Here is a 14,333-nt window from a genome sequence, read left to right on the forward strand (position 1 = left end):
GAGAGGCGCAATGCCACAAGATCAGCATCTCGGCGTCGACAAAGCAAAAATCTTGATTGAAGCTTTGCCATATATTCAACGTTTTTCTGGTAAGACGCTGGTGGTGAAATACGGTGGTAATGCGATGACTGATCCTGAATTGGAAAGTTCATTTGCCCGCGATATCGTTTTACTTAAAACTGTGGGTTTAAACCCGATTGTTGTGCATGGCGGTGGCCCACAAGTTGACTCTTTCTTAAAGCAATTAGGACGTGAGTCTGACCGTATTGATGGTATGCGTGTGACCGATGAAGCTACGATGGAAGTGGTTGAAATGGTCCTAGGCGGTAGCGTAAACAAATCTATTGTTAATTTGATTAATAAACACGGCGGCCGTGCAATTGGCTTGACTGGTCAAGATGGCAACCTATTACGTGCCCGTAAATTATTAATGGAAAAACAAGAAGAGGACGGTTCTATCAAACATATCGATTTAGGTATGGTTGGTGAGGTGACCGGGGTTAAAACTGACGTATTAGAGATGTTTACTCAAAGCGACTTTATTCCTGTTATTGCTCCATTAGGTGTTGATGAAAAAGGTAATACTTACAATATTAATGCTGACTTGGTGGCTGGGAAGGTCGCAGAAGCATTAGGCGCAGAAAAATTAATTCTGCTGACTAATATTAGTGGCGTATTAGATGAAAACAAAAACCTTTTAACCGGTTTAACGACACAAGAAGTTGACCGTTTAATCGAAACAGGCGTAATTTACGGTGGAATGATTCCTAAAGTAGGCTGTGCGCTTGACGCTGTAAAAGGTGGTGTTGTGAGCGCACATATTGTTGACGGTCGTGTACCGCACGCAACATTACTTGAAATCTTTACAGATCACGGGGTCGGTACGCTCATTTCTAACCGTACACAAACGACTCACTAATCCTTATTAGTTTTTATTAAAAGATCATGCTAAGTGGTCTTTTTTTATGCCATTTAATTTTGGTCATTTTTTTGTCATGAGCTTTGACTAGTGTAGTGGGTGTCACTAGGAGCGTTCATTATGCTGGAAAAATTTAATCAATATCGCCAAACCTGGACTTTACCTTTAAATCGCCATAAGGCTAACAATCAAACACAATTCCGCTTTGAATGGGTTGATAATTTAAAAGAATTACAAGATGTACAACGGTTTCGTGCACAACAATTTAGTAAACAATTCGGCATTCAATTTGAAGATAATTTAGATCAAGATATTTACGATTTTGGCTGTGAGCATGCTGTATTAAGAGAAAAATGGACAGGAGAGATAGTTGCTTATACACGACTTAAGCTCTTCCAAGGCCATGAAATAGGGCAAAGTTACAGTGCTAATGAGTTTGATATTGTTCCACACTTGTCGCATTTGCCAAATGTATTAGAGATAGGGCGTACTTGTGTACATCCACGTTTTCGTAATGGTAAGGCACTTTCAACATTATGGCTGAATCTTGCACCTAAAGTATTGTGGTCAATGCGTGCTAAATATTTGATGGGATGTGTCAGTATTCATCTGCAAGATAATTTGGCTAGAGCGTACTATACGCACCGTCAAATTCAGCAGTTACCGGACACTAAAACCATCGATATTCGTTCTAAGAAAATCTATGAACCTGAATATCCGGAGTTTAGTTTCCCTCAAGATGAGCGGATGCCGAAACTATTCCAAATGTATTTGAGTATGCAGTCTAAATTATCCAAAGATGCCTTCTTTGATGCTGAATTTAACTGTCTCGATTACTTTGTATTTTTAGAAGTGAATAAAATTGCCACTTCGTTTGTAATGAACAAAATGGCCCAGCGATAAAGTTATCTTATATTTTGTAATAGCGAGCGCATATTGGGATTTACAAGCCAATTTACTCTCATGCACAATAGTACGCATGGGGTAATGAAGTGAAAGTTTAAAAACAATATGTGCCAGCTATTAGGAATGAATTGTGCAACACCAACGGATATCACTTTTTCTTTCCGTGGTTTTTCACAACGCGCAGGAATTACCTCTGACCATAGTGATGGTTTTGGTATTGCCTTTTTTGAAGATAAGGCATGCCGTTTATTTGTAGATAACCAGTCTGCAGTTGAATCACCAATTGCTGATCTTATTCGTAATTATCCCATTAAATCACGTAATGTAATCGCACATATTCGTAAGGCGACTCAAGGCAAAATTACGCTTGAGAACTCACATCCTTTTATTCGGGAGTTATGGGGACGTCACTGGATTTTTGCCCATAATGGCGATTTACATGATTTTAATCCACCCTTAAGCGGACGTTTTACGCCGGTAGGGAATACCGATAGCGAAAGAGCATTTTGTTATTTATTAGATCAACTGGTAGAAGTATTTGGTTATGAAGAACCAACGCTTGAGCAGATATTTGAAGTATTAGAAAAGATTTCCCCTCAAATTGCAGAATATGGGACATTTAATTTCTGTTTATCGAATGGTAAAGCTTTATTTAGTTATGCAATTACTAAATTACATTGGTTAGTTCGAGAATATCCATTCAATAATGCACATTTAATTGATTTAGATGTTGAGGTTGATTTTAGTCAGGTGACGACTCCTGAAGATCGAGTTGCAGTAATTACCACGGAACCTTTAACTCATAATGAAACATGGATTGCTTATCAACCTGGTGAAATGATTTTATTTCAACATGGTAAACCTATAAAAAAAGCGATTACTCAAGTTGAAAGATTAATACGTGAAGAGAAAAATCCTGAACTTAAGCGTATTACTCGTGCTGACCAATATTAATTTTTTATTAAAAGAAATGTAGTTTCTTGAGAAATATATATTTTTGTTTATTTAATAATAAAGTATTTTGTTTAAAAAATACTTTATCTTTTTAGTTGGTTAATATTAATTAATTTTTTAAAAATCAAAATCTTAACTATTTATTCATTTTTATTTATTTAAAGCCGACAAAATAGCTTTGTTTTTATTTATACCCTTTAAAGATAAGATGCGGTTTATGCAACAGTCATTGAACATCATTGGGGGTGATGTATGAAAATGAAATGGGCTTCAGAATATAATACTGGTATTGACGTTATTGATGAGCAACATAAACGAATACTGGATTATATTAACGAGATTGATGATGTAAAAGATGATGAGGATAGACGTCGTATTAAAGATGTTTTAGACAATATTATTGATTATACACAATCACATTTTACCTTTGAAGAAAGTTTACAAGAGGAAGCAGATTATAAATATAGAGTGCCTCATAAACGTGTACATGACTTATTTATTAAAAAAATAGAGTTATATCGTGAACGTTTTGAAATGGGCCATACCATTGAAGCAGAATTACAAGAGATCTTGGCTAAATGGTTAATTAACCATATTCAACATGATGATGCCGATTATGTGGGGGCAGTAAAAGAAAATATGATGGGGATTATTAGAGAAAAAGAAAAGAAGAAAGGAAAGAACTGGTTCGCCCGTTTTTTCTCATAACCTTAACTAAAAAAACTCTAATATACAGTTAGCGCGGCAAACTATCGTTTCGGTGGTTTGCTTTTTTTATTGTGCAAACTTTGATTTTCATGCATGAGACGGGCAAAATATCTATAGACTTTTTCAAGGAATGCATAATGCAGGACATACCTATGTCACGATGGTTATCGCCTCTTATGGCGTTTTGCTTATCTTTTGTCATCATGGCCACTTTGGCACCAACCATGGGAATCCAGATTGATCGTCAAATCGATTTCTGGTTATTGTGGTTTGGCACTATGTTGTTATTGGCATTACCAGTTTGTTATTTGGAAATTGCTTTAGCAAAACGATCAAAAACAACCGCTTTAAATGCGTTATCGAGTTTAACTCGTGAAGCTGATAGTTCCCCTAAATGGCGTGTGGTTGGCTGGCTTGCTGTTGTTTTTATTCCTTTCTTAGCGGGTAACGTTCTAAGTACTGCAAGCAATATATTAGTTGCGCAGTTTGCCCCAAGCATTTCCGGTCAAATTATTTTTGCAGGCCTTGCAGTTGCTGCCTTGGTATTATCTTTTATTCCACGCCAAATACTCATTTTATTAATGACCTTAGGAGTAATCGCTTCTATTGTGTTGGCAAATACGATGGGCTCGACTTTACAGCCTTGGCATTGGACCAGTGTTGAGTTTAAGGAGTGGGGTAATGCAACTGTACTTGCACTTGTCGCGAGCGGGTTAGGTTTAGGGCTTTACTGGCAAAATAGTGTAGGTGCTGTTCAGGCGCAAGAAGGCGCAACAAAAACTGTTCTTCCAATTTGGTTAGCTCAGCTCATTGCTGTGGTTGCTTTTGGCTTTTTCTCGCTTCAGGCTCAATTACCCGTTTTAACGTGGATATTTACCGGAGTAATGACATCCGCGTTATTTGTGCAGTTGGCTAGAGAACAACTTGCTCAGCGACAGCTTATGTCTGTTTTACAATGGGTGATTATTGTTGTAGCAATTGCAGTTTGGGCGGTGCCGGAAGTTCATAATTTATTCACGCTTATTCTTATGCTGTGGGGCTTACTTATTTGCTTAATCTATGCAGTTTTTGCAGGTTGGATTATGAAAATTAGCCACTTACGTAAATCGATGAATTTTAGCAATGAGCTTTTTTATAACTTGTGGCGTATTGCTGTACGTATCGTATTGCCGCTTTCAATTATTGTGGCAATGATTGCTGTAATTGGACAAAGTATCTAATGGAACGTACACAACAAGTTTGGGTCGCTTTTGCGGTACCGGAACAACAGTTTTTAATTTCTGTTCCATTTGAAGAGGGAATGACTGCTGCACAGGCAGTTCAAGCAAGTGGTTTATCAAATCAAGTTGATTTGCCTGAACCACTTCAGCTCGGCATTTTTGGAGTAAAAGTAGAAACTGATGCGGTATTACACGCGGGTGATCGAGTTGAGGTTTATCGACCATTAACGATTAATCCAAAAGATATTCGCCGGAAACGTGCTGCGAAAAACCCTGTAGGCAGATACATTAAAGGCAATCGCTTTAAGCAATCAGCTCAATAAGCAAAACCCCTCAAGTATTTCACTAGAGGGGTTTCTTTTTATTAGAAAAAACGATTATAGTGGTGGGGCAGTTAAAATTGCTTCTTTGGAAGCAGGTAAACCTGGTTGCGATTCTGGAATAGTCTCTAAACCTTCAATTTTAGTTACGGTTCCAGTTTCATCAAAGTAAATTTTTAAATGCTGACCATGTGCTGCGGGGATTTTCGCTTTTTTAGCATATGTTCCCGGGATATAGTTGTAGATATAGTCCCAACGTTGTGGATTGAGGGGATCAGTCACTGTTGGGCTACCAAGCAAAAAGCGCACTTGCTGGAAATTCATGCCGACCTGTACTTGAGAGGCTTGAGCTTTAGTCAATGGAGTCCCTTGAGGAATATCAACCTTATATACACCAAAGATTGAACAACCAGCTAGGAGTGAAGTGACGAATAACGTCAGCACGAGTTTTTGCATTTTGCTACACTATCCCAATAAATTATGATGCATTTGATCAAAGGATAGATCATACTTCATCTAAATTCTATTGCCTATTCCAACTTGAGATTTGTTGAGAGACCTTTTTTCATGCCTATTTCCAATCAAGATTTGCGCAAAGCTGGACTTAAAGTTACCCTTCCACGAATTAAGATTTTGGAATTATTAGAAAATTCAAAACAACATCATCTTAGCGCCGAAGATATTTACAAAACTTTGTTAGAGCAAGGGGAAGATGTCGGACTTGCAACAGTTTACCGTGTGTTAACACAATTTGAAGCTGCGGGTATTATTCAACGTCATCATTTTGAAAATAACCATTCTGTTTTCGAAATCATGCAAGAAGATCATCACGATCACTTAGTATGCCAAAACTGTAACAAAGTCATTGAATTTACTAATGATGTTATCGAGAAAGAACAGCATTCTGTAGCAGAACAACATGGGTTTACCTTAACGGGTCACTCATTAAATCTCTATGGTTACTGTAATGAACCTGAATGTCAGGAAGCATTGCGCAAGAAATAATCGTTTTCACATAAAGAAAACAAATAAAAAAGGAAGGTTACGTTTAACCTTCCTTTTTTTATGAAGAAATTACTGGCGGTCAAAAGTTAAATGCTGTTTCCCGTCTGATAATTGATCAGGACCTTCATTTGCAAGTTTAATGGTTAAACGTAAATCGTTCGGTGAGTCAGCATGTTTAAGTGCATCTTTGTAGGTAATTTGACCAGCTTTATATAAATCAAATAAAGCTTGGTCAAAGGTCTGCATACCAAGTTCACGTGAGCGTTTCATCAAATCTTTAATTTCATGAATTTCACCTTTACGGATGTAGTCTGAAATTAATGGTGAGTTAATTAAAATCTCAATTGCTGCACGGCGTGAATTACCATCTGGTGTTGGAATGAGCTGCTGCGCAATCATTGCCTTTAAGTTAAGTGACAAGTCCATATAAAGCTGACTATGACGGTCACTTTCAAAAAAGTGAATAATACGGTCGAGCGCTTGGTTGGCGTTGTTAGCGTGCATGGTAGCTAATACAAGATGGCCTGTTTCAGCAAAGCCAATCGCGTAGTCCATGACTTCACGAGAACGGATCTCACCAATTAAGATCACATCCGGCGCTTGTCGTAGTGTATTTTTCAAGGCAATTTCAAATGAGTCGGTATCGATCCCGACTTCACGCTGAGTAATGATGCAACCTGCATGTTCGTGAATAAACTCAATCGGGTCTTCAATGGTAATGATATGGCCCTTAGAGTTATGGTTACGATGGCTGATCATTGAAGCCAATGAAGTGGATTTACCTGTACCTGTCGCGCCTACGAAAATAATAATGCCGCGTTTGGTCATCGATAAATCTTTAAGTACAGGCGGTAACTGCAAGTCATCAATTGAAGGAATCTTGGTTTCAATACGACGTAGTACCATGCCCGGCATGTCGCGCTGCTGAAAAGCACTGACACGAAAACGCGCCGTTTTTTCACGGTTCATAATGGCAAAGTTACATTCACGAGTTTCTGCAAATTCTTTGCGTTGTTTTTCGCTCATAATGGAATGTAACAGTTGACCAATCACTTCCCCAGAAAGACTGTTTTTTGAAATTGGAACAATTTGCCCGTTAATCTTCATAGAGGGCGCAACGCCATCTGTAATAAAGAGATCGGAAGATTTTTTTTCAACCATCAGATTGAGCAAGTCATTAAAATCCATAATTGTATTCTCGCTATTTTGTTGTTTTTATAGGAATGATTCAGGCTGTTTTGCCGCAGTACGTGCGGTTTGCGGGCTAATTACACCGCGAGCGACTAAGCCTTTTAAGCTTTGGTCGAGTGTGGTCATGCCATGATTGGCACCAGTTTGAATGGCTGAGTACATTTGCGCGACTTTGTTTTCACGAATTAAGTTACGAATAGCCGGAATACCAATCATGATTTCATGGGCTGCGACACGGCCACCGCCATTCTTTTTAAGCAGGGTTTGTGAAATAACCGCTTGTAAAGATTCTGACAGCATGGCACGAACCATGTCTTTTTCTTCGGCAGGGAATACGTCAATCACACGATCAATAGTTTTTGCTGCCGACGTGGTGTGGAGCGTACCAAACACCAAGTGACCTGTTTCGGCAGCGGTTAATGCCAAGCGAATAGTCTCAAGGTCACGCATCTCACCGACCAAAATAATATCAGGGTCTTCACGCAGTGCTGAGCGAAGTGCTTCATTAAAGCCGTGTGTGTCACGATGCACTTCACGCTGGTTAATGAGACATTTCTTAGACTGGTGTACAAATTCGATTGGGTCTTCCACCGTTAAAATATGGTCATAGCGGTTTTCGTTAATATAATCGAGCATCGCTGCAAGCGTAGTTGATTTACCCGAACCTGTTGGCCCCGTCACCAGTACAATACCGCGAGGATAGTCGCAAATATCTTTAAAGATTTGTCCTAGACCTAGATCTTCCATGGTGAGGACTTTAGACGGAATGGTACGAAATACTGCACCAGCACCACGGTTTTGGTTAAATGCGTTAACACGAAAACGAGCAACATTAGGTACTTCAAAAGAAAAGTCAGTTTCGAGTTTTTCTTCATAGTCACGGCGCTGTTTATCATTCATGATGTCGTAGACCAAACGGTGGACATCTTTATGTTCTAGAGCTGGTAAGTTAATACGACGAACTTCACCGTCAACACGAATCATTGGTGGCATGCCAGCAGAAAGATGTAAATCGGACGCGCCATTTTTCACAGAGAAGGCGAGTAGCTCTGTAATATCCATAATTTCCCCAAGTAAATCAAAATATGTCATTATTTTGTAGAATAATATACGGCTTTCACCGAGGCTTACCAACACCTCGCTTTAGGTGAAAAGCAAAAAAGTTTTTTGAAAATGAGAACCTTGTCAATGAATTACCTGCAAGATGCGCGACAGCACGTATTACAGCAAATCAAAACAGCTTGTGAACTTGCTCAGCGTGCGCCTGAAACTGTGCAACTTTTAGCCGTATCGAAAACTCATCCGAGTGAAAGATTGCGTGAAATGTATGCAGCAGGACAAAGGGCATTCGGCGAAAATTATTTGCAAGAAGCTTTAGATAAAATTGATACTTTACAGGATTTGGATATTGAATGGCATTTCATTGGTCATGTTCAGCGGAATAAAACTAAGCATTTGGCCGAGCAGTTTGATTGGGTTCATGGGGTAGATCGTTTAATTATTGCAGAACGCCTATCTAACCAACGTGGTGATGACCAAGCTGCGCTTAATATTTGTTTGCAAGTCAATATTGATGGGCAAGACAGTAAGGATGGTTGTGCACCGGAAGACGTTGCCGAGTTGGTTGCTCAAATGAGTCAACTACCGAAAATCAAGTTACGTGGTTTAATGGTGATTCCGGCTCCTGACAATACAGGTGCTTTTGCAGATGCCAAAAAATTATTTGATGCGGTAAAAGTCCAACATGCTCACCCAGAAGACTGGGATACATTGAGTATGGGAATGTCAGGGGATTTAGAAGCCGCAATTGCCGCTGGTTCAACCATGGTACGTGTAGGCACAGCTTTATTTGGGGCTAGAGACTATTCGCAAAAAGGCTGATGTAAGCGATTTCTTACAGAAATTGCGGCCTTTTGCGGCTATGGCAGACAATGCTTTTTTTGTACTATGAACTCATCAGGAAACAGGATGTTTCTAAGAATAACAATAAAAAGTCATGAATGGATGCAGACAGGTACGACAGGAGTCATACCAACGCAGAATCTAAAAAAGCCCCGACAGGATGTCGGGGCTTTTTATTTTTAACCCACTATTTCAATGGTACTTGCACCAGCGCCAAGTGGTTTCACTTGAATTTGTACAGGAATGCGTTCATGCATTTCTTGAATGTGTGAGATGAGAATGACCTGACGTCCCTGATTTTGCAGTTGGTCTAAAGCATTCATGACCATGTGCAAAGATGAGGCATCTAAAGTACCAAAACCTTCATCAATAAACAGTGATTCAATTTTCATTGAACCCGATGCCATATTGGCAATCGCTAAAGACAAGGCAAGGGCAGTTAAGAACGACTCACCGCCAGATAAAGAGGCAACTGAGCGGGTTTCTCCATCCATGTCGTGGTCAATAATGGCAAGACTTAAGGACTGATCAAGACGTTTTAGCGTATAACGCTGAGAAAGCATCGCCAGTTGTTGGTTGGCATGTTCAACTAAAATATCTAGGTGATATTGCTGAGCGTAGTCACGGAACTCTTTACCTTTAGCATCACCAATCAAGCCTGAAATTTTGCTCCAGCGATGTTCTTCTTGTTGAATGTTTTGAATTTGCTCAGCGTATTTTTGCTGTTTGGCAAGGTTTTGCTGATGTAATTCAAGCTTCAGCTTTAGCCCGTCACGCACTTCAAGCTGTGCTTTGAGCTTTGCAATATTGTCTTGAATGAGGGTAACGAGCTTTTCGTATTCAATATCTGGCTGAGTTTGTAAGTGCTCGCTTAATTGCTCTTGCATCGTTTTAAGGGCAGAAGAGGCTTCACTTAATAAACGCTCGGCATGATTAAGACGGTTACGAATATCTTGCTCTTGAGCTGAATTAATCTGTATGAGTGCCGTAAGATCAGATGCTTGAAAATCAGTATGGGCTTTTAACCAGTTTTGAATTTGCCCATCAATCTGCTGTTGATGTTGTCCTGTGTGTTGATGCTGATGTTTAAGTTGATCGAGCGCCTGTTTTTGCTGTTCAAAGTGTTGTCTGGTTTGTTCGAAACGCTGTTTAGCCTCATGATACGCCGTTTGTTGTTGCTGACGTTTAGCGTCATGCTCAATTAACCATTCATGCGGCTTAATATCCGAACGGCCTGTCATTTGCTGAATGAGCGATACCGCTTTTTCATTATTTTGTTGGCCTTTAAGCGTAATCTCTTGGAGATTTTGATCGATCTCATCAATTTGCTTGGTCATTTGCTCAAGGCTAGCAGACAGCATTTTAAGTTCTTGCTGCTGTTGTTCAAAACGCTGTGAAAGCTGTTCTTGTTGTTCAAGTTGCTTAGCACGTGCATCAAGAATAGCCCAAGTCTGCTTAGCTGTTTGGCTACTTGCTTGCTGCCATGCGTGCTGTTCGGTTTCTGATAAACACTCGACAATATGTTGAACTTGTTGTTGCCATTGCTGTGCGGTATTAAGCAAACTTTCATTACACTGAATCGTTTGAACAAGCTGATTGTGTTGTTTAATCGCTTGGGTTAAACGCGCATTTTCTGAATCAAATAAACTTATGGCAGTTTGTGTCGTTTGTCTCAGCTCATTAAGTGTTTGTAAGATTTGTTCAGGAGCTTGATTAAGCTCAATGTGTAATTGATTGAGGTTAAACGCTTGCTCAAGTTCTTGCTGTAAGTGCGTCTGTTTTACTTGCAGTTGAGCTAGATATTTCTGAACTTGTTCAAGCTCGGCCCGGCACTGAGTAAGTGCATGTTGCTGGGTTTGCCATGCATTAAACTTAGTTTGTTCGAGTGCAATAGCTTGTTGCTCTTGCTGTTGCTGTAAATCGAACAAGGCCTTGGAGACTGCACTGTCATCAATACGATAAGGATGGTGGGTGCTTCCACAGACCAAACACGCTTCACCTTCTTTAAGATTGGCACGTAACTGTTCAATATTTTCGGTGTGTAGTAAACGTTGCTGTTGCAGGATGTGCTGTAACTTTTCACGTTCAGTTTTTGCTGTTTGGTAGTCTTGTTCAGCTAACTGGCAAACGGTTTTAAGTTGGTCTTCTTGCGCGGAGGCTTGAGTATGTTTTTCGGTGAATTGCTGAAGCTCAGCATATAGCTCATGATAAATTTTTATTTTCTGTTGAATCAGATCTAACTGTGTGACTTGAGCAAGTTTCTGATCTTTATCTTTACGCTGTTGTTCAAGCTTTAACTCAACTTGTTCAACTGTGCCTAGTGAAACTGTGAGTTGTTCGAGTTCACTTTTAGCTTCCGATAGCTTTTGGCGAGCAAGGGTAGGGTTACCGAGCTGTTCTTCAATCGTTTGGTAATTTTGAATAAATTGCCCAAGTTGATGAAGATGCGCTGAAAGGCCCTTATCTAATACAGCATATTGCTGAGTCTGGATCAGCTGCTGTTGTAGATGAATTTTGTTCTGCTCAAGCTGTGCAATATGCTGTTGTACAGCTTTTTGCTGCTGTTGTAGTGGGCATAGGTTTTGCTCAAGTACCTGTCTTTTTTCTTTGCACTTTTTATATTCATCGGCAATAAAAGCGCGTTCTTGAATGGACTGTCGAACTTGATTTAAAGCATGTTGATGCTGTTGCTCAAAATCGAGTGTTTGTTTGAGCTGTTGTTCTGCAAGTTGATATTGTTTTTGTCCCGTTTCAAAAATTTGCACCAACTCATTAAATTTGGTTTGAGCTTGCTGAATTTGCGGCTCAAGTTGTTGCAGTGTTTGTAAATTTTGAGCTTGCTGAAAAACTTGTGGGCGTATTTCAGAGAAAACTTCAAGACGTTTTAATTGCTCACGTTCACTAGCCAGTTGTTGATGATGATTTTGCTGAGTTTGAAACTGTTGCTGTTTCGCTTGAACTTCTTGCTCAAGTTTTGCTTTACGTTCAAACCACTGTTGCTGTTTGTCTAAGACATGTTTTTGCTGTTCTAACTGTTGATAGTTTTGTTCGGCTTGCTGGTATTGCTCGGTAAATGCAGCAATCTCTTCATCAGACAAAATTTCAATATGGCCTAAAAACTCTTCCAGCTGTTTACGCTGCTTTGCAATATCGGCTGTTTTACGAAAAGCCAGTTCACCGATTTTGGCGAAAATGCTGGAGTTGGTCAGGTACTCAAGTAATTCACCACGTTCGCTGTCTCGAGCTTTTAAAAATGCAGTGACTTCTGACTGCGCAAGTAATACGGCACGAGTAAACTGCTCAAATGAAAGCTGGGTAATTTGCTTAACTTTTTCATCAACCGCTTTGGCTTTGTCGGCAAGTACCACACCGTCGGTTAAGCATTTTAAGTGGCGCTGCACACTTTGTAATTTACCATTTGGGTTTTCACGTGCACGTTTAATTTCCCAACGAGCCAAATAACGTTTTTGATCTTGAGCAATAAAGCAAAGTTCAGCAAAACCATGTCCTGTACCACGACGTAAGACAGTTAAAGGAGAGTTGGTCAGCAACTCAGAGCCATCAACATCTTTTAACTTACCATCGCTGTCTTTAAGGCGAGGAACCCGATTAAATAAGGCCAGACACATCGCATCTAAAATGGTCGACTTACCTGCGCCAGTTTTCCCCACAATTGCAATGAGACCTGCATGGGCCAGAGGTGCGCTTTCAAAGTCAATAAAATGTTCATCAGCAAGCGATGCCAGATTTTTTATTCGAATGGATAAAATTTTCATGGCATATCCTTAATGGCTTGCATCATTTTCAAGATGTTTTTGTGCTTCTTGTACCAGACTCAGAAAATCTTTTAAGACCGCATCATCGGCGCTGTAACCTTGTTTTTCCCAAATATTTTGAAAGAGTTTTTCTGGTGTTGGCGGTTCAAGAGCAATGTGTTGGGTGGTATTTGAATTAGTCGTGTCTTTGTTTACGTATTGACGTGAAATACGCACTAGACGATAGCGGTCAGGTGGCAGAGCTGCTTCAAACTGCTGACGTAAATTAGGCTGTGGCGGCGTTAAACTATAATATTCAATATCGACATATTCACGGTGGTCAATATTTTCAATCACGCCGTGAGGCAAGGCTTTGAGTTGTTGCAGTACCTCGTTTAGCTCACCACGAATGCGGTGCAATTGTATGCAACGCGGAATTTCGACAGCTTCAAATTGCAAACGGCTGTCTGTGTCTTGAGCTGGGTCAATTTTGACCTCAACCACTTGGTGTTTATAGTTAATTTCGCTAAAAGAAAGCGGAATGGGTGAACCGCTATAACGAATGTGTGGCTGACCTACTTTTTGTGGTTTATGTAAGTGCCCTAAAGCGACATAGTCGACAGCATCTTCAAATAAAGTCGTCGAAAGTGCCTCTTCATTACCAATAATAATTGGACGTTCAGAGTCAGATGTTTCTCCACCTTGCATATGCGCATGCGACATCAAAATCAGGGCTTGGTCTGGTGTCTTGCGACGTTTGGCTTCGGCAATGAGTTGCTGGTGCAAATAGGCAATCGCATTTTTGCTATTGGTGGTATGTTCGTTAAAGCCCGTAATTTCAGCCGAACGTAAAAAAGGCAGGGCAAGGCACCACGCCACAATATCTTGATTTTGGTTATAGATAGGTAAAAGCAGTCGATCGAGATCTAGGGTTTTATCTTCATTCCAGCGAACCACACCTACGGTTTTTGCATTGTATTTTTCTAAAAGCGGTTCGACCTGTTCAATACGGTAGCCTGAGTCATGGTTACCCGCAATCATGAGTGTTTGCATGTGCGGTGCAATACGATGGGCATCTGCTAAAAATTGGTAGAGTTGTTTTTGTGCTTGTGAACCCGGGTTAATGACATCAAAAATATCGCCAGCAATAAGCAGGGCATGTGGTTGTTTTTCTTGAATTTGAGTGAGCAACCAGCTTAAAAATTGTTGGTGTTCGTAGTGTCGTGAATGATTATAAAAAAACTGCCCCAAATGCCAGTCAGAAGTATGTAGAAAATGTACGGACATAGAAACAGACATCAAGCCAAAATAAACACAGATACGTTAGCATAAATTGGCAGGAGATTTTATCAAGACATTTTAAAGTGCTCGTTATTTAAGCCCCCAGTAAAACTTGAATTAAATTTTTCACTTTAAACTTTGCTTTGTTACTATCAGGTCAAACCATGAACTT

General features: G+C 39.9%; 13 protein-coding genes. 8 read left to right on the forward strand and 5 right to left on the reverse strand.

From position 1 onward, the window contains the following. Positions 1-10: 10 nt before the first annotated feature. From argB to KNQ97_RS10650, 6 genes are all read left to right on the forward strand, one after another. Positions 11-919, forward strand: coding sequence for an acetylglutamate kinase (gene argB, locus KNQ97_RS10625; protein ID WP_001135419.1), 909 nt, complete (start codon positions 11-13; stop codon positions 917-919). A gap of 120 nt (positions 920-1,039) precedes the next feature. Further along, a complete protein-coding gene (locus KNQ97_RS10630) occupies positions 1,040-1,822 on the forward strand; it encodes a GNAT family N-acetyltransferase (protein WP_000890283.1) in 783 nt (260 codons plus the stop codon). Between the two features lie 108 nt (positions 1,823-1,930). Beyond that, positions 1,931-2,779, forward strand: a complete 849-nt coding sequence (locus tag KNQ97_RS10635) for a class II glutamine amidotransferase (protein WP_000336551.1) — start codon at positions 1,931-1,933, stop codon at positions 2,777-2,779. 252 nt (positions 2,780-3,031) lie between these two features. After that, positions 3,032-3,487 carry a bacteriohemerythrin gene (locus tag KNQ97_RS10640; protein WP_000782976.1) on the forward strand — a complete coding sequence of 152 codons (456 nt, stop codon included), beginning with the start codon at positions 3,032-3,034 and terminating at the stop codon, positions 3,485-3,487. 152 nt (positions 3,488-3,639) lie between these two features. Beyond that, a complete protein-coding gene (locus KNQ97_RS10645; protein ID WP_103236092.1) occupies positions 3,640-4,707 on the forward strand; it encodes a hypothetical protein in 1,068 nt (355 codons plus the stop codon). Then, entirely contained in the window at positions 4,707-5,030 is a 324-nt protein-coding gene (locus tag KNQ97_RS10650; protein ID WP_000442585.1) for an RnfH family protein, read from the forward strand. The genes KNQ97_RS10645 and KNQ97_RS10650 overlap by 1 nt, the downstream gene beginning before the upstream one ends. A gap of 54 nt (positions 5,031-5,084) precedes the next feature. Here KNQ97_RS10650 and KNQ97_RS10655 read toward each other — a convergent pair whose 3' ends face one another. Continuing rightward, the gene (locus KNQ97_RS10655; protein ID WP_001170993.1) at positions 5,085-5,483 is read right to left on the reverse strand and encodes an outer membrane protein assembly factor BamE; all 399 of its coding nucleotides are present in this window, start codon (positions 5,481-5,483) and stop codon (positions 5,085-5,087) included. A 111-nt stretch (positions 5,484-5,594) separates the two neighbouring features. On the opposite strand from KNQ97_RS10655, the gene fur reads away from it, so the two are divergent. Continuing rightward, positions 5,595-6,032: a ferric iron uptake transcriptional regulator gene (gene fur, locus KNQ97_RS10660; RefSeq protein WP_001122847.1), complete on the forward strand. Its 438-nt coding sequence runs from the start codon at positions 5,595-5,597 to the stop codon at positions 6,030-6,032. A 69-nt stretch (positions 6,033-6,101) separates the two neighbouring features. Here fur and KNQ97_RS10665 read toward each other — a convergent pair whose 3' ends face one another. Then, complete coding sequence (locus KNQ97_RS10665; protein WP_111810919.1) at positions 6,102-7,220, reverse strand: PilT/PilU family type 4a pilus ATPase; 1,119 nt, start codon at positions 7,218-7,220, stop codon at positions 6,102-6,104. Positions 7,221-7,247: 27 nt separating this feature from the next. Next, complete coding sequence (locus KNQ97_RS10670; protein ID WP_000355489.1) at positions 7,248-8,285, reverse strand: type IV pilus twitching motility protein PilT; 1,038 nt, start codon at positions 8,283-8,285, stop codon at positions 7,248-7,250. A gap of 126 nt (positions 8,286-8,411) precedes the next feature. Here KNQ97_RS10670 and KNQ97_RS10675 point away from each other — a divergent pair, with 126 nt between their 5' ends. Then, on the forward strand, positions 8,412-9,104 hold the full coding sequence (locus tag KNQ97_RS10675; protein ID WP_253612200.1) for a YggS family pyridoxal phosphate-dependent enzyme: 693 nt from the start codon (positions 8,412-8,414) through the stop codon (positions 9,102-9,104). 200 nt (positions 9,105-9,304) lie between these two features. Here the strand turns inward: KNQ97_RS10675 and KNQ97_RS10680 are convergent, their stop codons facing one another. Further along, on the reverse strand, positions 9,305-12,901 hold the full coding sequence (locus KNQ97_RS10680; protein WP_253612201.1) for an SbcC/MukB-like Walker B domain-containing protein: 3,597 nt from the start codon (positions 12,899-12,901) through the stop codon (positions 9,305-9,307). Between the two features lie 9 nt (positions 12,902-12,910). After that, entirely contained in the window at positions 12,911-14,179 is a 1,269-nt protein-coding gene (locus KNQ97_RS10685) for an exonuclease SbcCD subunit D (RefSeq protein WP_002060799.1), read from the reverse strand. Positions 14,180-14,333: the final 154 nt, after the last annotated feature.

Source organism: Acinetobacter sp. UC24323, assembly GCF_024151445.1.
GTDB lineage: Bacteria > Pseudomonadota > Gammaproteobacteria > Pseudomonadales > Moraxellaceae > Acinetobacter > Acinetobacter baumannii.